Source organism: Hafnia sp., assembly GCF_036648275.1.
Lineage (GTDB): Bacteria > Pseudomonadota > Gammaproteobacteria > Enterobacterales > Enterobacteriaceae > Hafnia > Hafnia alvei.
Genome location: NZ_JAVXIQ010000006.1, coordinates 1 through 19,749, shown reverse-complemented (window position 1 = coordinate 19,749; position 19,749 = coordinate 1). Strand labels below are relative to the sequence as shown.

Annotated in this window: 14 protein-coding genes; 11 read left to right on the top strand and 3 right to left on the bottom strand. The window is 48.6% G+C overall.

The window, feature by feature from the left end; translation table 11 throughout:
• The first annotated feature begins 2 nt into the window (after positions 1-2).
• The 5 genes from truD (at position 3) to rpoS (ending at position 4,839) form a co-directional block, all read left to right on the top strand.
• Positions 3-1,049 carry a tRNA pseudouridine(13) synthase TruD gene (gene truD / locus RSC70_RS07550; protein ID WP_025801559.1) on the top strand — a complete coding sequence of 349 codons (1,047 nt, stop codon included), beginning with the start codon at positions 3-5 and terminating at the stop codon, positions 1,047-1,049.
• Positions 1,030-1,791: a 5'/3'-nucleotidase SurE gene (surE, locus tag RSC70_RS07545; RefSeq protein ID WP_025801558.1), complete on the top strand. Its 762-nt coding sequence runs from the start codon at positions 1,030-1,032 to the stop codon at positions 1,789-1,791. Before truD ends, surE begins: the two co-directional genes overlap by 20 nt.
• Positions 1,785-2,417, top strand: coding sequence for a protein-L-isoaspartate(D-aspartate) O-methyltransferase (locus tag RSC70_RS07540; RefSeq protein ID WP_040045187.1), 633 nt, complete (start codon positions 1,785-1,787; stop codon positions 2,415-2,417). The genes surE and RSC70_RS07540 overlap by 7 nt, the downstream gene beginning before the upstream one ends.
• A gap of 408 nt (positions 2,418-2,825) precedes the next feature.
• On the top strand, positions 2,826-3,800 hold the full coding sequence (gene nlpD / locus RSC70_RS07535; protein WP_332542213.1) for a murein hydrolase activator NlpD: 975 nt from the start codon (positions 2,826-2,828) through the stop codon (positions 3,798-3,800).
• Positions 3,801-3,852: 52 nt separating this feature from the next.
• Positions 3,853-4,839 carry an RNA polymerase sigma factor RpoS gene (gene rpoS / locus RSC70_RS07530; protein ID WP_025801555.1) on the top strand — a complete coding sequence of 329 codons (987 nt, stop codon included), beginning with the start codon at positions 3,853-3,855 and terminating at the stop codon, positions 4,837-4,839.
• Positions 4,840-4,913: 74 nt separating this feature from the next.
• Here the strand turns inward: rpoS and mutS are convergent, their stop codons facing one another.
• The 3 genes from mutS to RSC70_RS07515 all read right to left on the bottom strand — a co-directional run bounded on the left by mutS (position 4,914) and on the right by RSC70_RS07515 (position 12,232).
• The gene (gene mutS / locus RSC70_RS07525) at positions 4,914-7,472 is read right to left on the bottom strand and encodes a DNA mismatch repair protein MutS (protein ID WP_130970321.1); all 2,559 of its coding nucleotides are present in this window, start codon (positions 7,470-7,472) and stop codon (positions 4,914-4,916) included.
• 264 nt (positions 7,473-7,736) lie between these two features.
• Entirely contained in the window at positions 7,737-11,051 is a 3,315-nt protein-coding gene (locus RSC70_RS07520; RefSeq protein WP_332542141.1) for an autotransporter outer membrane beta-barrel domain-containing protein, read from the bottom strand.
• Between the two features lie 350 nt (positions 11,052-11,401).
• A complete protein-coding gene (locus tag RSC70_RS07515; protein ID WP_193764761.1) occupies positions 11,402-12,232 on the bottom strand; it encodes a winged helix-turn-helix domain-containing protein in 831 nt (276 codons plus the stop codon).
• 531 nt (positions 12,233-12,763) lie between these two features.
• Between RSC70_RS07515 and mltB the strand changes: the two genes are divergently transcribed.
• From mltB to csrA, 6 genes are all read left to right on the top strand, one after another.
• On the top strand, positions 12,764-13,864 hold the full coding sequence (gene mltB, locus RSC70_RS07510; RefSeq protein WP_040047299.1) for a lytic murein transglycosylase B: 1,101 nt from the start codon (positions 12,764-12,766) through the stop codon (positions 13,862-13,864).
• 290 nt (positions 13,865-14,154) lie between these two features.
• Positions 14,155-14,643 carry a nicotinamide-nucleotide amidase gene (pncC, locus tag RSC70_RS07505; protein WP_043491073.1) on the top strand — a complete coding sequence of 163 codons (489 nt, stop codon included), beginning with the start codon at positions 14,155-14,157 and terminating at the stop codon, positions 14,641-14,643.
• 72 nt (positions 14,644-14,715) lie between these two features.
• Positions 14,716-15,768, top strand: coding sequence for a recombinase RecA (gene recA / locus RSC70_RS07500; RefSeq protein ID WP_025801550.1), 1,053 nt, complete (start codon positions 14,716-14,718; stop codon positions 15,766-15,768).
• Positions 15,769-15,834: 66 nt separating this feature from the next.
• On the top strand, positions 15,835-16,275 hold the full coding sequence (gene recX / locus RSC70_RS07495) for a recombination regulator RecX (RefSeq protein ID WP_304188524.1): 441 nt from the start codon (positions 15,835-15,837) through the stop codon (positions 16,273-16,275).
• A gap of 134 nt (positions 16,276-16,409) precedes the next feature.
• Entirely contained in the window at positions 16,410-19,037 is a 2,628-nt protein-coding gene (gene alaS, locus RSC70_RS07490) for an alanine--tRNA ligase (protein ID WP_332542140.1), read from the top strand.
• A gap of 244 nt (positions 19,038-19,281) precedes the next feature.
• The gene (gene csrA / locus RSC70_RS07485; RefSeq protein WP_004091602.1) at positions 19,282-19,467 is read left to right on the top strand and encodes a carbon storage regulator CsrA; all 186 of its coding nucleotides are present in this window, start codon (positions 19,282-19,284) and stop codon (positions 19,465-19,467) included.
• Positions 19,468-19,749: the final 282 nt, after the last annotated feature.

The window sequence follows — 19,749 nt, the reverse complement described above, 5'->3', positions numbered from 1 at the left end:
GCGTGGATTTTGATGCACTTCATTATTTGCACGGGCGCCCACGAGGAACAGGGGTTTTAAAAGCGTTCCCAGAAGACTTCTTTGTTTCGGAAGATTTGGGGTTTGAGCCCGACGGCGAAGGTGAGCATCTGCTGGTGCGCATTCGTAAGGAAGGTTGTAACACGCAGTTTGTTGCGGACAATTTGGCTCGCTTTGCCAAAATTCCACAGCGTTCAGTGAGCTACGCTGGCCTAAAAGACCGTCATGCTGTTACCGAGCAGTGGTTCTGCCTGCATCTGCCGGGTAAAGAATCACCGGATTTGAGCCAGTTCATCTTGGAAGGCTGCCAAGTGGTGCGTAGTGCGCGCCATTTACGTAAGTTGCGCATTGGCACGCTGAAAGGCAATACGTTTCGCTTGGTGCTGCGCCATATTACCGATCGCGACGACGTCGAGCAGCGTTTGCAGGCCATTGCATCGGAAGGCGCGCCAAACTATTTTGGCGCTCAGCGCTTTGGCCGCGGTGGTAACAATCTGGTTCAGGCCGCAAAATGGTCGCGTAATGAAATTCAGGTTAGAGAGCGACCTAAGCGTAGCTTTTATCTATCTGCAGCCCGTAGTGCGATGTTCAACCAGATCGCTAATAAGCGTTTGGAACAGGGCTCTCAGCGTCAGGTGATGCTGGGCGATGCCATGCAGTTAACGGGCCGTGGTAGTTGGTTTGTGGCGAATGCCGAAGAGCTTGATAGCCTACAGCAGCGAACAGACAGCGGTGAGCTACAAATTACGGCGGCGTTGCCGGGCGATAACGATCTGGGGACACGTGATTTAGCCGCAGAGTTTGAGCAGCAGGCGATTGCCGAATATGGCGATCTGCTGGCGCTGGTTAAGCGTGAACGCGTGGAATCTGCGCGTCGAGCTATGCTGGTCAAACCGCAGGAGATGAGCTGGTCTTGGTGGGATGATGCTACGGTAGAAGTCGAGTTTGCGCTTCCAGCAGGCAGCTTTGCTACCAGTATCGTGCGTGAGTTGTTTAATCAGGAAAACCCTAATGCGGATCTTGCTGAGTAACGATGACGGCGTGATGGCTCCGGGCCTGCAAACGTTGGCGGCAGCGCTGCGTGAGTTTGCTCAGGTGCAGGTCGTTGCCCCCAATCGTAATCGCAGCGCTTCTTCAAATTCATTAACGCTTGAATCACCGCTACGTATTGATACTTTGGCGAACGGCGATATTAGCGTGATCGACGGTACGCCGACCGACTGCGTTTATCTGGGCGTGAATGCCTTAATGCGGCCTCATCCAGAAATTGTCGTATCGGGTATTAATGCCGGTCCTAATTTGGGCGACGATGTGATTTACTCGGGAACCGTGGCCGCGGCAATGGAAGGGCGACACTTAGGTTTTCCTGCGCTGGCGGTTTCACTTGATGGTTTCCAGCATTATGATACGGCGGCTCAGGTGACATGTCGCCTGCTAAAGGCATTGGCTGCGCACCCTTTACGCACGGGGCGCATTCTTAATGTGAACGTGCCTGATTTGCCTTTGTCACAGATTAAAGGCATTAAAGTGACGCGCTGTGGTAGTCGGCATCCGGCTGATAAGGTGATTCATCAGCATGATCCACGTGGCCGCGATCTGTACTGGATTGGGCCTCCGGGCGCGAAACATGATGCGGGACCTGATACTGATTTTGCCGCCGTTGAGCAAGGTTACGTATCTATTACGCCGTTACAGGTGGACTTAACGGCGTATCACGCGCAGGATTTGCTTTCTTCGTGGCTTGAACAGACTAAGGTCGGTGAGGAATGGTAGATAGACGTGTGCTGACCTTATTGCAGCAGTTGATGCAGCAAGGGATCGGTGATGAGCGGGTACTGAAAGCCATGGCTGAAGTTCCGCGTGAAAAATTCATTGATGAGGCCATGTCTCACAAGGCCTACGACAATACGGCCTTACCGATAGGCTTAGGCCAAACTATCTCTCAACCCTATATGGTTGCGCGTATGACGGAGTTGCTCCGCGTTGGGCCAGAGTCTAAGGTGCTAGAAATTGGCACCGGTTCTGGCTACCAAACTGCGGTACTGGCACATCTCGTACAACACGTATTCTCGGTTGAGCGGATTAAAAGCCTTCAGTGGCAGGCTAAGAGACGACTTAAGCAGCTGGATTTACACAATGTGTCAACCCGCCACGGTGACGGTTGGCAAGGGTGGGCATCGCGCGGCCCGTTCGACGCAATTATTGTAACCGCGGCACCGCCTGAAATCCCTGAGGCATTGCTGTCGCAGTTAGCCGATGGTGGACGCTTGGTTCTGCCAGTCGGTGAGTTTGATAAAACTCAGCAGCTACGCTGTGTTCAGCGGCGTGGAAATGATTTCTCCGTTGAATCAATTGAACCCGTGAGATTTGTGCCACTCGTTCAGGGCGAGTTAGCCTGATTTTTTCAGCCATGTCCCCTATTTTTTACCGCTGGGCATCGGCTATGTTTTTGTGCATCAAGGCGAATAATCGAGAGCATATCTGCTATGTTAAATCTACATAACGATTTTTCTTATTGATTCGCATTTGACCCGCACTCTGTTTTTAGTGTCCAATTCATTACTTATTGCCGTATATGATTGGAAACTAAATGCAGCAGGTGAGGCTTTTGATCGTGACCTCGCCTGATTTTTTGTCTTGTTTTGTATTTCTTCGCTAACCCAATGGTTGGGCTAGCGGGTTCAGAGCGCGTAAAGTTCTGGTTACTTGAGGCTGCGGCTATCGGTAATTCAGACGGATAAGAGACTGAATATGTTGGATATCGCTGATTTTGCTGTCATGGGGGAAGCATGAGCATGGGAAGCCCGATGATGAAGTGGCGCCGAGTAGCGGCGTGTACTTTGATTACTTTATGGTTGGCTGGTTGTTCGTCAGATAATAGTTCTGCACCGATAAGTTCGGTTAATGGCGGCGGCAATGGCCGTATGCTGTCAAATGGTGGAAATACCAGCATGGCCCAGTCCGGTGACGGCGGACGCATTGTATACAATCGTAGCTATCAGAATATTCCGAAGGGAAGCTATAACGGCGGCACTTATACCGTAAAACGCGGCGATACACTTTTTTATATCGCTTGGATCTCAGGAAATGACTTCCGCGATCTTGCAGAGAAAAACAACATTCCTGCGCCGTACAGCCTCAATGTTGGCCAAACAATCAAATTAGACGCCAACAGCAACAGCGGTGGAATGCTTGCTGCTAATGATGGAACCAGCGGAGTCCCTACGCAACCATCAAGTGGTCAAATTAAGAGCACAGGTGTTGATTCTCAATCAACCACAGCGTATTCTGATAATTCGGGTAAACAGAATGTTGGCAAAATGTTGCCTGCATCGACAGCGACGGCAACGACGACTGCCGCAGCAACCGTTCCGAACTCGTCAGCCAGTAGTGTAAGCAGCAGTGCTCCAGTTGGAACCTGGCGTTGGCCTACTGACGGTAAAATTATCGATAACTTCTCTTCTGCCGAAGGTGGAAATAAAGGCGTTGATATTGCGGGTTCACGCGGCCAGTCGGTGGTCGCCACGGCTGATGGTCGTGTGGTATACGCCGGCAACGCGCTGCGTGGTTACGGAAATCTGATCATCATTAAACATAATGATGACTACCTGAGCGCCTATGCCCATAACGACACGATGCTGGTCCGGGAACAACAAGAGGTTAAGGCGGGTCAAAAAATTGCAACCATGGGGAGCACCGGAACCAGCTCAGTAAGATTGCACTTTGAAATTCGTTACAAGGGGAAATCCGTAAACCCGCTGCGCTACTTGCCGCAGCGATAGTCGGGGCAGAATCGCTGTATTCTGCCCGCAATATCACGGGTAGGGTACAGCTATGAGCCAGAATACGCTGAAAGTTAACGAGTTAAATGAAGAAGTAGACTTCGATGAGAACGGGGAAGAAGCGTTTGACGAGAAGGTGCTCGTTGAAGAACCCACCGAGGTTGATTCATCCGATGAACTGATGGCACAAGCCGTTTCACAACGTGTACTTGATGCTACTCAGCTTTACTTGGGCGAAATCGGTTACTCTCCGCTGCTAACCGCAGAAGAAGAAGTCTTTTTTGCACGACGAGCGTTACGCGGAGACGAAGCGTCTCGTCGTAGAATGATCGAAAGTAACCTGCGTCTGGTGGTTAAAATCGCCCGTCGCTATAGCAATCGCGGCCTTGCGCTGTTAGATCTGATCGAAGAAGGCAATTTAGGTTTAATCCGTGCCGTCGAGAAGTTCGATCCAGAACGTGGCTTCCGTTTCTCTACCTATGCAACATGGTGGATCCGCCAAACGATTGAGCGGGCTATCATGAATCAGACGCGTACGATCCGTTTGCCGATTCATATTGTCAAAGAGTTGAACGTTTATTTGCGAACCGCACGTGAGCTTTCACACAAACTGGATCATGAACCGAGCGCGGAAGAGATTGCTGAGCAGTTAGATCGTCCGGTCACTGATGTTAGCCGTATGCTGCGCTTAAACGAGCGTATTACTTCAGTGGATACTCCGCTGGGGGGCGATTCAGAGAAGGCCTTACTGGATATTCTCACCGATGAGAATGAAAGTGGCCCGGAAGATACCACGCAAAGCGATGACATGAAGCAGAGTATTGTTAAGTGGCTGTTTGAGCTTAACGCGAAACAACGTGAAGTTTTGGCGCGTCGTTTTGGTCTGCTGGGTTATGAAGCTGCTACCTTGGAAGATGTGGGGCGCGAAATCGGTTTAACCCGTGAGCGTGTGCGTCAAATCCAAGTTGAAGGCTTGCGCCGTCTACGTGAAATCCTGCAAGGACAGGGATTGAGCATTGAGGCTCTATTCCGCGAATAAGACTTTCGATAATGCATAAAATAAAAAGGTGAAGCTTTGCGGCTTCACCTTTTTTTATGCTTCAAGTTTAGAGTTTAAACCATGCCTTTTAGGCGATAGAGCCAATCCAATGCCTGACGCGGCGTGAGTGTATCGGGATCGAGCGTTTCCAGAGCCTCTACGGCAGGAGAGGCTTCAGGTTCAGCCAGAAGCTGAAGCTGTGATCCGTCAATTTGGCTATTGCCGGTTTGCGCCGACAAGGTTTCCAGCTCTTTGAGTTTTTGTCTTGCACGCTTAATGACATCACGAGGAACGCCCGCCAGTGCGGCAACGGCAAGGCCATAGCTTTTGCTGGCCGCGCCATCTTGCACGCTGTGCATAAAGGCAATGGTATCGCCATGCTCAAGTGCATCGAGATGGACGTTGTACACGCCTTCCAGTTTTTCTGGCAGCGTGGTTAATTCGAAGTAATGCGTGGCGAATAACGTCATGGCTTTGATGCGGCTGGCCAGATTCTCGGCACAGGCCCACGCCAGCGATAAGCCGTCATAGGTTGATGTCCCGCGACCAATCTCATCCATCAGTACCAAACTGTTTTCCGTGGCGTTATGCAAGATATTGGCGGTTTCGGTCATCTCAACCATGAAAGTTGAACGGCCCGATGCCAAATCATCGGCTGCGCCCACGCGGGTAAATATGCGGTCGACAGGCCCAATCACGGCTTTCTCAGCAGGCACAAAGCTACCAATGTGCGCCATAAGCACAATGAGCGCGGCTTGACGCATATAGGTGCTTTTACCGCCCATATTCGGGCCGGTGATCACTAACATGCGGCGTTGTGGGGAAAGTGACAGCGGGTTAGCAATGAAAGGTTCTTTGAGTACTTGCTCAACAACGGGATGGCGTCCGCCAACGATTTTAATACCGGGCTTATCGCTGAGCTCTGGACGGACATAGTTTAGCGTTTCAGCGCGTTCGGCCAAATTGCTCAACACATCCAGTTCGGCAAGTGCGGTGGCACTTTGCTGTAGATCGGCCAGATGAGGCAACAGCATGTCGAAAAGTTCTTCATAGAGACGCTTTTCTAGCGCCAATGCTTTGCCTTTTGATGTCAGAACTTTGTCTTCATACTCTTTTAATTCAGGAATGATATAGCGTTCTGCATTTTTTAAGGTCTGGCGACGTACATAGTGAATCGGCACTAAATGGCTTTGGCCACGGCTGACCTGAATGTAATAGCCATGCACGCCGTTGAAACCGACTTTCAAGGTGTCTAAACCGAGCTTCTCGCGTTCACGAATTTCTAAACGATCGAGATAGTCGGTAGCGCCATCGGCCAGCGCGCGCCATTCGTCTAACTCGTCATTGTAGCCTGGCGCAATGACCCCGCCATCGCGAACTAGAACAGGAGGCGTTTCTACGACCGCTCTTTCCAGCAATTCTTTCAGCTCATCAAACTGACCGGCATTTTTCGCCAGCGTCGCAATGTGAGGCGTTGCATGGTCGCCGATGAGCGCCTGAATTTCAGGTAGTTGCTGGAACGCATAGCGCATGCGCGCAAGATCACGTGGACGAGCGGTACGTAGAGCTAAACGGGCAAGAATTCGCTCAAGATCGCCGACCTGACGCAGTAGCGGTTGAAGATCTTCAACCAGAGGCTGAAGGGCTTCGATAGCCTGTTGACGATTATTGAGCGCTTTGTGATCGCGGCTCGGCATATGCACCCAGCGTTTGAGCATACGGCTGCCCATTGGCGTAACGGTACAATCCAAAATAGCGGCCAGCGTATTTTCAACGCCACCCGATAGGTTCTGTGTGAGTTCTAAATTTCGGCGGGTAGCGGCATCCATAATAATGCCGTCTTGCTGGCGCTCGATGGTAATACCACGAATGTGAGGCAGCGTGGTTCGTTGCGTATCTTTCACATATTGCAGCAAACAGCCAGCCGCACGCAGCGCCTGTGTTGATTGCTCCACGCCGAAGCCATTGAGATCGCGGGTGCCAAACTGGAGGTTTAGCTGTTGCCGAGCGGTGTCTAACTCAAACTCCCAAAGCGGACGACGGCGCAGCCCTCTGCGGTTTTCAATCAACGGCATAGAGCCGAAATCTTCGGGATAAAGCAGCTCTGCCGGATTAGTACGCTGGAGTTCTGCGGCCATGGTTTCGAGATCGGCTGGTTCGGCAACGCGAAAACGGCCAGAGCTAATATCGAGAGTCGCAAAGCCAAAGCCGCGCGCGTCCTGCCAGATTGCGGCTAGTAGGTTATCCTGACGTTCTTTAAGCAGCGCTTCATCGCTGATGGTACCCGGCGTGACGATACGAACCACTTTGCGTTCGACAGGCCCTTTGGTGGTTGCCGGATCGCCAATTTGTTCACAAATAGCGACGGATTCACCGAGCTGTACCAGCTTTGCGAGATAGTTTTCAACGGCATGATGCGGAATGCCGGCCATGGGAATCGGCTCTCCGGCAGAGGCTCCGCGCTTGGTTAGCGAAATATCCATGAGCTGAGAGGCACGTTTGGCATCATCATAAAATAGCTCGTAGAAGTCACCCATACGATAGAACAGCAGGATATCAGGATGCTGTGCTTTCAGTTTTAAGTACTGCTGCATCATTGGGGTGTGGGAGTCTAGGTTTGTCATGTCGCTCATAGAATTTCTATATCTAATATATTGAATTTTGAGATTGTCGTGATTTTTTAGATTCTGTTTAAGCATCACGAAATCGTTTGGAGAAGCGGTCATCCGGAACGATTTTTTAGGGCACTATACTAACGTAGGGATCTGCAAACTGACATAGTTAATATCTGGAAGTGCTTCGCAAGTTTGATATGCAATATGTATGCGGGTTTACAGATAAAAAAAGCCCACCATAAAGGTGGGCTGTGTATTTAACAAAGGACTTAGAAACAAAGCTTAGAAGCTATATTTAATCCCTAACATCCCAGACGTATCGTTATAACCGGCATCGCCGATTTGCTGGGCTATATTTATCCAGCCGCTGGTGCGTTGACTGAATTGCCCTTCAATACCGACTTTGACCTCACCAATGTTGCGTGCACCGTCTTGGGACAGTTTGACATTATTCATCTCTACGCCGAATCGCTGGGTATTATGGATCCAGTTAACCTCAGCGAAGGGTTCGAAGGTACGATCTTTGTTGTCATCCTGCGTTGCATTACCCTGCATATAGGCCCGAACACCAAGTCGGGTTTGCAGATTGTTGTTGCCCGTGCTGTCTACTCGGGTGCCGTTTCTTTCAATGTGACGATCCGCCTTGACCCCCATCCACGTTAGCTGTGCTTTAGGCTGAATAAACACTTTGCGGCGTTCGCTTTCACGCACTTTAAAGGTATATCCACTTTCCACAGATCCGGTGAAACCGTTAGAGTCATAGGATTCGGACGGTAAATCATCACCGTTTACCGAGTTTTTAAACCAGTTATACAACAGCCAGCTATCAACATAGAGTCCTGTCTTATCTGCATCGTTGTTATACCAAGTACCGTAAGCGCCGACAGAATAGCCATCAATGCTTGAACGTGAGTCATGACGCGATTTATTTGAGTGGGTGTGGCTTTTCGCATTGGCGTAACCAGCCATCAGGCCAAGGTGCCAACGATCCAAACCATCCGTACTCCACTGCGCGATATCACCGCCTAATTGCATAACGTAGCGGTTGGTGCTGGTTTTCAATTGCCCACTGCTGTCTTTAAAGTTATTACGCCCACCGATCTGGCGTAGCCACATACTGGTCACTTTTTCTTCACCGGTTAATACGTCGGTATATTGGGTTTCCCCTAAGCGATCGTGCAATCGGGTCGTGAATAAAGTATTTCCTGCTGCATGGTTAGCAATGTAGCTACCTGCTTCAGGGCGTACGACCAGATCTTTCGGCTTGTTGGGTACTACCGGTGGTTCAGGTTCTTTAGGGTCAACAACTGGAGGCTCGGGCTCTTCAGGTGGTTCAACGACCGGAGGCTCAGGCTCTTCAGGTGGTTCAACGACCGGAGGCTCAGGCTCTTCAGGCGGTTCAACAACTGGAGGCTCGGGCTCTTCTGGTGGCTCAACGACCGGAGGCTCGGGCTCTTCTGGTGGCTCAACGACCGGAGGCTCGGGCTCTTCTGGTGGTTCAACAACCGGAGGCTCGGGCTCTTCAGGTGGTTCAACGACCGGAGGCTCGGGCTCTTCAGGCGGTTCAACGACTGGAGGCTCGGGCTCTTCAGGCGGTTCAACGACCGGAGGCTCGGGCTCTTCAGGCGGTTCAACAGGCGGAAGTTTAGAAATCAAATACCAGTCATTTAGCGCTGACTGCGCTGGATCATAAGCAGTTGGCGGCATGTAAGATGAATCACCACGCTGCAAATAATAGTCATACAGGCCTGCGACAATACGTCCTTGCTGAACGAATTGGCCGCTAGAATCACCTTGAACTTCAATGAGTTTTATCCCGTTGGTGGTCAGTGCACCTATGCCGCCCGCGTTATTCACTGCAACATAAGTGGAGCCAGTGGTATCACCAGTAACAACGAGTTTGTCGGTCGGGGAGTTATCATCGCCCAACTGGGTATTCATAACCAATAGGCCGCCATCGCCGTGGTAGTTGCCCGTGACGGTTAAGGTTTTGAATGTTGGATCTGTATCGCTGTGGGCAAAGTTGATTTGGCTGCCTGTATTTAGCGTGAGCGCACTCACCGAGGAGTCGCCGTCCATATTCCATGAGGCATTGGTCAGCGCTACCCGGCTTTCGCCCAGGCTGCTTTGATAGGCTGCACCGTTCCAAACTGAACCGTCGGTTAGGTTCAAATCGATAAGGCTACCTGTGCCTTCTGCGTTGATGTCACCGTCAATATTATATTGACCGCCGGTGGAGCCATCGATGGTGCCTCCAGCTGCATAGAGTGCGTAGCTACCGTCTGTTTGACGACCTGCGGTGGCCACATTGAGCCCGCCCTCTAAAGTGACGAGGCCAGCTGTCGTGCTGTAAATTCCGTGAGTTGCATTGGCGCTATTCACCTGAATAGACGAGCCATCGCCCAGCGTCACCTCTGGTGATGTATATCGAGCGTTGTATAAACGTGCATATACACCGTGTGCGCCATCACCGTTTGTAATGATAGACGACGCACCTCCTACCGCGGCTTTACCTGAATACGCATAGATACCATAGGCCGCATTGCCTGAGGTTATAATATTGGTCTGGCCTAACGCTACGTTGCCATCGTAATAGCTGTAAATACCGTAGGCATCAGTATTGCTTGTTGTAATTGTATTATTGCTGCCACCTGTCACTTCGCCCTTATTAAAACTATAAATGCCAGATGCTTTACTCCCTATAGTGGTAATGGTCATGCCGCCATCAACCAGAATTTTTGCTGAGCTGGTAGCATAAAGTGCGTGAGCCGAGGTTCCTTCGGTACTGAGTAGGGCATTTTTACCTAATTCTATTTGGCTGGATGACGTCGCATAAGCAGAGTAAGCGCTGCTGCCGTAGGTGCTAAGTTGAGCATCATTGCCGATTTTAATGCTGGAGCCTGATTGAGCGGTACGGATAGCGTTGGAACTATCGCCATGGCTGATGATTGTTGCACCATCGCCAACGGTCACGTTGTTTGCGGCAAGCGTTCCGTCTCTAAAGGCTGATACGGATATTCCGTGCCCAGATCGACCCCATGTTTCAATATGCGCATTTTTGCCCACATAAACATTAGCTGAACCAAGCCCGCCAGTGCCGTTTGTAAAACTATAGGATGTATAGCCAGTGTTAATAGCGTCGCCGGACGACCCTTTGGCATATATTTTGGCGTTATCGCCAATAATGACGAACATAGGGTTATCTGGCGTGCTCGCATTACCGTGAGTACGGATGGTGTCGTAGTCGGTACCATCAGAAGTTGCCGTGAAATTATCGCCAAAAATAACCCCGATGCTGGCACCTGTCTGAGTATTATTGTTGATCATGACCGTGTGTTTGAAGGCTTCGCCTCCGGGGCCATTTAGCGTCACGTCATCGCCATAGACTCTCACGGGTTCATTAGCCCAGACATAGACGTAGTTAGGACTGCCGGCGACGGCATTATATTCTGTGTTTGCTGCGTTGGGGATTTTTGCCCGAATGTCGTCTGGTAACGATGAGACCGGCAGCGAATAGGCTGGAATAGAAAAAGCAATCAGCGCAGCTGAAATACAGCTAGCAAGCATTGATATTTTTAACGGGCGTACTTGCTTCATAATTATTCTCCCTTCTTCTTCCATTCAGGAATGCCTCTAACCAGAGAAAACATCCATGTAAGTAGAATCATCAATAACCCTTAGTTCTATGCCTTCATCCTAACTCAATAAAAATTAATTGGAATTTTAAACTGTCAATATGCGTTATTACAGTTTTTTATTCTTGTTATTTATTTTTATTAATCTTTATTAAGTTTTAAGTTTTGTTTTGTTGTGGGGGTTAATTGACGGGAACTTGATGTGATAAGCCTTTTAATGTGAATTTAGCTTTTTAAGTGGTGACGGTCGCAGGAATAAAAATGCCCGAAGTAATTACGGGCATTGGAAAAGTTAAAGATAACTTAATTTAGCTAAAGTGTTCTTTCATTAGTGATGCTTTCACATATTTCTATTTTGTTTTCACGCAAAATTTTGCATTTAACAACAAAGATTCTCGATATGTCAGAAATATAGCTGCTTACCCTATTGCTTCGATTGACCAAAATATAGTCGTCAGGTTTGCAACTAACATCTTTTGCCTTTAGGAATTCCAGTATGTTATTGCGAGCATCCTCTGTGATAGGGCTATAGAGGGAGTTATCCGCAATAAACGTTTTACACTCACCGACTTTACCAATGTAAATTTCTTTACTTATGGATAGATAGTAAATGGATAACGTCGCAATAAGAATTACAACGACTAGCGCAATGCTTACCAATAACAGCCATTTTTTGCGCCTGCCGCTGATTTTTTTTTGTTCACTGAACGTTTCTATTGGTTGAACTGGAGGACTATGCGTTCTCTCAGTAATTGGCGGTTCTTGCTGAGAATTATTTTCATCTTGCTCATACTTCTCTGCTTCAATTTGTATTTCGCTACGCAGCATAAAACCCATTTTAGGCGCGGTTGTGATGAACTCTTCATCTAGCCCCATGCTTTTGATTAAACGACGTAACTTGCTAACACATTGATTTAAATTACTATCACTGGATATTAAACCATAATTATCCCATACCTTCTGAAATAGTAGATTTCTACTAACGACTTCACCTTGGTGAGTAAGTAGCAGTAATAATAATCGCTTAGTGATATTGGATATAAGAATGGGCTCAATATCCGGTTGTTTCACAAAAGATAAAGCGCTGGTGGCTGGCGTAAATAAAATTAGGTCATTAATTTTATAACTTATGTCATCTAACATATTCACCTCGTTAACACCGACTAATGGCATCCCCCGATTGCCAGTGAACAGCTTCATAGTGGTGGTAATTAGTGTGTAAAAAATCGTACCGCGCATGAGCACAGCAGGAAATTGGCTATATTCTTATGAATAAATTGATTTTACTGGCGTAGCCAACCGTTAAGTAAATAATTAGATGTTTTCATAGTGGCTATAAGTCCTCCGTTCCATGGATGAGCGTAGGTCATTTATAGCTTATATCTATTATCAATGGAAATAATATATAACTGAAGGATTTAATGGTATAGCATTTCGTAAATAAGCGTTAAATCAGTTTATTGTTCTGTACTGTTTTGAAAAATAAGATTTTTCTCAATGTTAATTATATTTTATGAGGTCTTATGTTCAGGCGTGAGAGGGTATAAAAAACATTAATTATGGTGGTCTCTGTTTTACGTCTGTTTAGCATCGCTGGATGAGATTCCAGTTTTCACCCCCTAGACAACGCGCTAACATATCGGTCACTTTTTCTTGCATTGCGATGGATATTCGATGCGTTATCTAGCTGCGCTCCTGCCTATTGTTGTCTTGCTATCTGCTTGTAGCAGCAAGCCAAAACACTCTAACGACGTGACTGAAACTACGCCACAAACGGCCAAGGGCGGTTTTTTACTGGATCCTTCCCACTCGGGCCAAGTGCAGATGGGGGATTTTGCCTACGATCCTGCGATGAACCGTTTTGTAGACAAAATGGTCAGCGAGCATGGTTTTGATCGTCAGCAGTTGCACGATGTGTTGGCGCAGACCAAACGTTTGGACTACGTGCTTAAATTGATGGATAGACAAGCGCCAACCACGCGCCCGCCTGCGGGGCCTAACGGTGCTTGGCTGCGCTATCGCGGCAAGTTTATTACTCCTGATAACGTACAAAATGGGGTTGTGTTCTGGAATCAATATCAGAATGCCTTGCAGCGTGCTCAGCAGGTGTACGGTGTGCCACCAGAAATTATAGTGGGCATTATTGGCGTTGAAACCCGCTGGGGACGCGTCATGGGGAAAACCCGCATTATTGACGCCTTGGCAACGCTGTCGTTCGCCTATCCGCGCCGTGCTGAATATTTCTCTGGTGAGTTAGAAACCTTTTTATTAATGGCGCGTGAAGAGGGCGACGATCCGTTGAACCTGAAGGGGTCATTTGCAGGGGCGATGGGGTATGGTCAATTTATGCCGTCCTCATTTAAGAGCTATGCGGTTGATTTCAACGGCGACGGTCATATCAACTTGTGGGACCCTGAAGATGCCATCGGCAGCGTGGCTAATTACTTTAAGGCGCACGGTTGGCAATCAGGTAAAAAAGTGGCGGTACCGGCCAATGGGCAAGCGCCAACGCTTGAAAATGGCTTTAAAACTAACTACTCCATTACTGCACTGGCAGAAGCTGGTCTAAGCCCTCAAAGTTCGCTAGATGGATACCAACAGGCGAGCCTGTTGCGTCTTGATATGGGCACTGGCTACCAATATTGGTACGGTCTGCCGAATTTCTACACGATTACCCGCTACAACCATAGTACCCACTATGCGATGGCGGTGTGGCAGCTAGGTGAAGCCGTTGGTCAGGCTGCTCGCCAAGGCAGCGTGTTCCAGAATAACTAGCTTTCATCTTATCGCCTCCCTGCAATAGGGAGGCGTTGCTATATAGATGCAGTCGTCATCCTCTCTCCCTCGATTTATCTAATAAACGCCTATTTTTCTAAATCTCGCCAAGAGATCTACCAGCACCACCACAACGTTGCAGCCCAACGTTGATCATTGTGATGAGCATTTTTTATTATCTTGGAATCCATTTCGCATTTCTGATTTTCGACGGCGACATATCAGAGCACATCATCTAAAAGAAAGTGCTAACATCAAAAGCCGATTCTCACCGTACATAGGAAGAATACATGACGGATGATGTGTTACTTGAATTGAGCGCGACGTTGGGAGCACGCCTAAAGGAAAAAGGCGCCACGTTAACCTGTGCGGAGTCTTGCACGGGGGGATTAATCGCCAAGGTGATTACTGATATCAGTGGGAGCTCCGCTTATTTTGAGCGTGGTTATGTGACATACAGTAATCAGGCCAAGCATGAAATGCTGGGGGTTACTCTAGAATCGTTGCGATTATATGGCGCCGTCAGTGAAGCCGTTGTGAATGAAATGGCACAGGGCGCACTCAGAGCTGCAAGTGCAGATTTTGCGGTTTCAGTTAGCGGCATTGCGGGGCCAGACGGCGGTTCGGCAGCAAAACCTGCTGGTACCGTGTGGTTTGGTTTTGCGGCTAAAGACGGACGTACATATTCTATTCGCCAATATTTCCCCGGTGGGCGTCTTCAGGTACGCCAACTGGCGGCAGAATTTGCTCTGTGTGTTCTAATTGAAAAATTTCTCTGAACATACTTGATACTGTATGACTATACAGTATAATCAACACCAATTTCAGGTTCGCTATGCATGGAGTAACAGATGGACGAGAACAAACAAAGGGCTCTAGCCGCTGCGTTAGGCCAGATTGAAAAGCAGTTCGGTAAAGGTTCCATTATGCGTCTTGGTGATACCCAGACGTTGGATATTGATTCTGTATCTACAGGTTCTCTGAGTCTGGACGTTGCTCTGGGCATTGGCGGTTTGCCGATGGGCCGTGTGGTTGAAATCTTCGGGCCAGAATCTTCCGGTAAAACCACGCTGACGCTCTCGGTTATTGCTAGTGCACAGGCTGCGGGCAAAACTTGTGCGTTCATCGATGCTGAGCATGCGCTGGACCCAATCTACGCCGGTAAGTTAGGTGTGCAGGTTGATGATTTGCTGATCTCTCAGCCAGATACCGGCGAACAGGCATTAGAAATTTGTGATGCTCTGGTGCGTTCAGGTGCGGTTGACGTTATCGTTGTGGACTCCGTTGCTGCACTGACGCCTAAAGCAGAAATTGAAGGCGAGATGGGCGATTCCCACGTCGGCTTGCAAGCGCGTTTGATGTCTCAGGCGCTGCGTAAACTGACCGCTAATATCAAGAACGCGAACTGCTTGGTTATCTTTATCAACCAGATCCGTATGAAAATCGGCGTCATGTTTGGTAACCCAGAAACCACCACTGGTGGTAATGCGCTGAAGTTCTACTCTTCTGTTCGTTTAGATATCCGCCGTATCGGCGCGATTAAAGATGGCGATGAAGTTGTTGGTAACGAAACACGCGTGAAAGTGGTTAAAAACAAAGTTGCACCTCCATTCCGTCAGGCTGAATTCCAGATCCTTTATGGCGCGGGTATTTCTAAAGAAAGCGAACTGATCGATCTGGGTGTTAAGCATAAGCTGGTTGATAAATCCGGTGCTTGGTATGCCTATAACGGCGACAAGATTGGGCAGGGTAAATCAAACTCCATGAAATACTTGCAGGAAAACCCTGCTATTCGTGCTGAGCTAGATACCAAACTGCGTGAAATGTTGTTGAGTCACGCAGCCGCAGAGAACGCAAACCATAAGCCTTCAGCTGATGAAGAGCTGTTGGAAGACGACGCGTAATCACGCGCCGTGCTGGAGAATATACCCGCAATGCGGGTATAGAGTACCGCCTCGAGGAACGACTGAGTGACTGAAACACTGAATCGGGCGATGCGGTTACTTGCTCAACGCGATCACAGCGAAACTGAATTGCGCCGCAAACTTGCGGCGCAAGACGTTTCTGAAGAGGACGTTGAACAAGCCATCGCTTATTGCCATGAGCATAAATGGCTAGACGATCGTCGGTTTGCTGAGCGATATCTCGTGATGCGCAGCCAAAAGGGCTATGGCGTACAGCGAATTCAGCAAGAATTAGGTATGAAAGGCATTGCTCGCGATCTGATCCATGACGCTTTTGCGTCGTCAGATATTGATTGGAGTGCATTAGCAAAACAAACTGCGCATCGTAAGTTTGGTCAAACTCTCCCCCAAGAATGGAAAGAAAAAGCGAAGGTGCAGCGATTTTTATTGTACCGAGGCTTCTTTCAGGAAGAAATTTACGCTGTTTTCTCCAATTTGTCGGATTGAATGCACGCGGGATTTTACTTCGCAGTGAAGAAAATTTATCTTATTCCCACTTTATGTTTGTGTGCGACCGACTTGCAGTCAATTGCGAGAGGGTCTGTTCACTACAGTTCTTTTAGCCTGACTCCGGGACAATTATGAGCAAGAGTACCGCTGAGATCCGTCAAGCGTTTCTCGATTTCTACCATAGCAAAGGACACCAGATCGTAGAGAGTAGTTCTCTGGTTCCGAATAACGACCCTACGTTGTTATTCACCAATGCGGGTATGAACCAATTCAAGGATGTTTTCCTCGGCATCGATAAACGCAACTACAGCCGTGCAACAACGTCTCAACGTTGTGTGCGTGCAGGTGGTAAACATAACGATTTAGAAAACGTCGGTTATACCGCACGTCACCATACATTTTTCGAAATGCTGGGTAACTTCAGCTTCGGTGACTATTTCAAGCATGACGCTATCCAGTTTGCATGGGAGCTGTTGACCGGTGAAAACTGGTTCAACCTGCCAAAAGAAAAACTGTGGGTGACCGTGTACGAAACTGACGATGAAGCCTTCAATATTTGGGCTGACGAAGTTGGCGTGCCACGCGAACGTATTATTCGCATTGGCGACAACAAGGGTGCTCCTTTTGCCTCAGATAACTTCTGGCAAATGGGGGATACCGGTCCTTGTGGTCCATGTACCGAGATTTTCTACGATCACGGTGACCACATCTGGGGTGGCCCTCCGGGAAGCGCTGAAGAAGATGGCGATCGCTATATTGAGATCTGGAACATCGTCTTCATGCAGTTCAACCGTCAGTCTGATGGCACCATGCTGCCGTTGCCAAAACCATCTGTTGATACCGGTATGGGATTGGAGCGTATTGCGGCCGTTCTGCAACACGTTAATTCCAACTATGACATCGACCTGTTCCGCACACTGATTGCCGAAACGGCAAAAGTGACCGGTGCAACCGATCTGTCTAGCAAGTCACTGCGTGTTATTGCCGACCACATTCGTTCTTGTGCGTTCTTGGTTTCTGACGGCGTACTGCCTTCTAACGAAGGCCGTGGCTATGTTCTGCGTCGTATTATCCGTCGTGCTGTGCGCCACGGAAATATGGTGGGTGCAAAAGAGACCTTCTTCTATAAGCTGGTTGCCCCACTGATTGATGTGATGGGCTCCGCCGCTGATGAGCTGAAACGCCAACAGTCGATGGTTGAACAGGTTCTGAAAACTGAAGAAGAGCAGTTTGCTCGCACGCTAGAACGCGGTTTGGCGTTGTTGGATGATGAGCTATCAAAACTGACCGGCGATACGCTGGATGGTGATACGGCTTTCCGTCTGTACGATACCTACGGTTTCCCACTGGATCTGACCGCTGACGTTTGCCGTGAGCGTAATTTGAAAGTTGACGAGATTGGTTTTGAACGTGCAATGGAAGAGCAGCGTCGTCGTGCGCGTGAATCTAGCGGCTTCGGTGCAGACTATAACAGCATGATCCGTGTTGATGGCGCTTCCAAGTTCTCTGGTTATGATCATAACCAGCAGCGTTCAAGCGTGACGGCATTGTTCCGTGACGGTCAGGCGGTTGACGTTCTGAACGCCGGCGAAGAAGGTGTGGTTATTCTAAACGAAACCCCATTCTATGCTGAATCCGGCGGTCAGGTTGGCGATAAAGGCGAACTGACAGCGCAAGGCGTGAGCTTTGTTGTAACCGATACTCAGAAGTATGGCCAAGCGATTGGACATCAGGGGAAAGTTGCACAGGGTTCATTGAAGGTGGGTGACAGCGTTGAGGCGACGATTGATAAAGCTCGTCGTAGCCGTATTCGTTTGAACCACTCTGCAACGCACTTACTGCATGCTGCTTTGCGTCAGGTGCTGGGCGATCATGTTTCCCAGAAAGGCTCATTGGTGAGCGATCGTAACCTACGTTTCGATTTCTCTCATTTTGAAGCTATGAAACCTGAACAGATTCGTCAGGTTGAAGATATCGTCAACGCTCAGGTTCGCCGCAATCTGCCAATCGAGACCAATATTATGGATCTCGATGAAGCAAAAGCGAAAGGCGCGATGGCATTGTTTGGTGAGAAATACGATGAAAGCGTTCGTGTATTAAGCATGGGTGATTTCTCCACCGAGCTGTGTGGCGGTACGCATGCGCGTCAGACTGGGGATATCGGTTTGTTCCGTATCACTTCTGAAGCGGGCACCGCGGCTGGCGTACGTCGTATCGAAGCCGTAACAGGCGAAGGTGCGATTGCGGTTATGCATCAGGACGCTGACGCTTTACGTGAAGCTGCATCGTTAGTGAAGAGTGATGCTCATAGCGTTGCGGATAAAATCCGTGCCGTTATGGATAAAACTCGCCAGTTGGAGAAAGAGCTGCAACAGCTTAAAGATCAGCAGGCTGCTCAGGAGAGTGCATCACTTTCCAGCAAAGCCGTTGATGTGAAAGGCGTTAAGCTTCTGGTAAGTCATCTGGATAACGTCGAAGCCAAAATGCTGCGCACGATGGTTGATGAGCTGAAGAATCAGCTTGGTTCTGGCGTTGTGGTTCTGGCAACTACCGCTGAAGGTAAAGTCAGCTTAGTCGCTGGTGTAACCAAAGACCTCACTGCCAAAGTGAAAGCGGGCGAACTGATTGGTATGGTCGCTCAGCAGGTTGGAGGTAAAGGCGGTGGACGCCCTGACATGGCGATGGCGGGCGGTAGCGATGCTGCTGCATTACCTCAGGCGCTTGCAGGCGTTGAAGCTTGGGTTGCCGATAAGCTGTAATTTAAGATAGTTCAAAAAACAAACGCCATATCTTATTGTCAGGTATGGCGTTTTTTGTTTTTTAGTCAACGTACTTGTTATAAAAATTACTACGGTGTATACCTTTTGGACTAAACTTGTACATACAGTGTGGACCAGCCTAATCTGCTTACACATTATGAACTTGTTATAGGTACAATAGATGACGGATAATGGCGGGGAAGCTGAGAGACCCGACTCTAATTAATCTTTCAAGGAGCAAAGAATGCTAATTTTGACTCGTCGAGTGGGTGAAACCCTCATGATTGGTGATGAGGTAACGGTCACTGTATTAGGTGTTAAAGGAAACCAAGTTCGCATCGGTGTAAATGCTCCGAAAGAGGTTTCTGTCCATCGTGAAGAGATTTACCAACGTATTCAGGCCGAAAAGTCTCAACAGACGACTTACTAATCCTAGTGTAGCGCCTCGCATTATTGCGGGGCGCTAACGCTAAACGGGTCACTCGGACTCTAAACTACCTTCGCTATACCCTCATTTTTTGACTTTCTTTCGTTTTATCTCTTTTCTGGCTGCTTCTTTCCGTTTTTTCTGCTTATCCATTTTTAGATTTTAGCTACGCTATATGCCGATTTCGTGATTATTAAATCAACAGCTTGCCTTAAAATCGCGCTTTTTGTCTGTGTTTTACACAAACGAATCAGAGTCTCGAAAAAATGTTTGACTTATAAACCC